Annotated in this window: 2 protein-coding genes; both read left to right on the top strand. The window is 69.5% G+C overall.

Features of this window, described 5'->3' with window-relative positions:
- Positions 1–248: 248 nt before the first annotated feature.
- Entirely contained in the window at positions 249–890 is a 642-nt protein-coding gene (locus BJQ90_RS16790; protein WP_319004651.1) for a response regulator transcription factor, read from the top strand.
- On the top strand, positions 887–1908 hold a 1022-nt coding region (locus BJQ90_RS16785), incomplete at its 3' end, for a sensor histidine kinase (RefSeq protein ID WP_226761355.1). The genes BJQ90_RS16790 and BJQ90_RS16785, both read left to right, overlap by 4 nt.

Raw genomic sequence — 1908 nt, 5'->3', positions numbered from 1 at the left:
GGCCTCGGGTGGGGCGCGGGGTGGGCGGGCGGCCCGCAGGAAAGTTCGACATTCGTCGAGTGTCGCCGCCTCAATCGTCGTCCCGTGTCCGCCGTCACTTTGCTCAGGCCGCCAGCCACCCCGCCCGACCGTCCGGGCCGCACACCGTTCCTCCCGCCCGGCTCCGGCGGAGGTGCCGGACCTATACTTCACAGCATGAGCGTTGGGTACTTCACAGCATGAGGGCGGTTGGGCCGAAGGTGCTGCTGGTGGAAGATGATTCCAGCCTGGCCGCAATGCTCACCGAACTGCTCGAGGGCGAGGGCTACACGGTGGTGCTGGCACAGGACGGGCAACGCGCCCTGCATGAGGGGCTCAGCCGGGAATTCGACGTGCTGCTGATGGACCGTGGGCTCCCGGCCATCGAGGGACTGGACGTCCTCGAGCGGCTCCGGGGCCGCGGCGTGGCCGCCCCCGCGCTGATACTCTCGGCGCTGAGCAACCCGGCGGACCGGGTCGAAGGACTTGACCGGGGCGCCGAGGACTACCTGGGCAAACCCTTCGACGTCGACGAGCTCCTGGCCCGGTTGCGGTCGCTGCTGCGCCGCCATACTGCGCTGGCCGGCGCCGTCCGCGTCCCGGGCGGCATGCTGGACATTGGCGGGCGCACGGTCACCGCAGGCAACGGAACGGTCGTTGTCCTCTCCGAACGGGAAAGTGAGCTGCTGGCCCAGCTGGCCCGCAGCCCCCGCCAGATCTTCACCCGGCAAGGACTGATCGACTCGGTTTTTCCGGAGGCCGATGACGACGGCGTTGTGGACACCTACGTGCACTACCTGCGAAAGAAGCTGGGCCGGTCCTCGGTGCTGACTGTCCGCGGGGTCGGCTACCGGCTCGGGGAGCTCGGTTGAGGCCCTTTGCCCGCACGGACTCGACCCGCACGGACTCGAAAGGCGCGGTGGCGCGGCTCGCCGTCCAGTTCGCTGCGCTGATGGTGGTTCTGCTCGCGCTCATGGGTGGACTCATGTACTCGGTGGTGGCCGCCGGCGCCGACGAGGCAGACAACCGGAAGCTGGTGGGGGCGACCCAGATTGACTCGACCCGGGACGCCCCGTTGGACGTCTTCGTCGCCATCTCCGGCAACGGCCAGCTGACCGTTTCACGCAACATGCCGGCGGGCCTGCCCGACGTCGCCGCCATCGCCCGCGTGGGGGAGTCGCGGGGGAGCGAGCGCGGGAAAGTCCAGATAGCCGGCAGGAGCTATGTCGTCCTTACGGCGTTCCACGACGGCAGGGTTGTCCAGGCCGCCGTCGACCAGCGTGAAAGGCAGGAGGAGGCGGACCGGCTGATCCTCGCACTGGTGATTGCCGGAGGTGCGGCAGCCGTTCTCGCTTCGGCCGCTTCCGTGTGGATGGCCAGGCGTGCCATGCGTCCCCTGGTGGCGAGTATGGCACTCCAGCGCCGGTTCATCGCTGACGCCAGCCACGAGTTGCGAACCCCGCTGACTCTCCTGAGCACCAGGGCACAGCTCCTGCGCCGGCGCCTGTTGCGTTCCGGCGCGGCTCCGGCGCCCCAGGAGGTCGCGAAAGGCGTCCAGGGCATCGTCGATGACTCAAAGCTGCTCACCGGGATCCTGGATGACCTGCTGATGGCGGCAGACCCCCGGGGGGCTGCGGACTACACCCCGATCAACCTTTGCGCCATCGGGGCCGGCGCCGCCGCCCTGGCCGGGGGACAGGCGGAGTCGCAGTCCCTCCGGCTGGAAACGGATTTTCCCGCAGGGCCCGTCGTCGTCCGCGGGTCGGCAGTGTCACTGGGCCGGGTCTTCACCGCGCTCATTTCCAATGCGCTGGACCACGCCAGGACTACCGTCCACGTCACGGTCAGCACCCGGGGCAGGGACGCCGTGATCCGGGTCGCCGACGACGG

Origin of the sequence: Arthrobacter sp. SO3 (assembly GCF_020532825.1) — a bacterium.
Lineage (GTDB): Bacteria > Actinomycetota > Actinomycetes > Actinomycetales > Micrococcaceae > Arthrobacter.
This window is presented reverse-complemented; position numbering and strand designations above follow the sequence as displayed.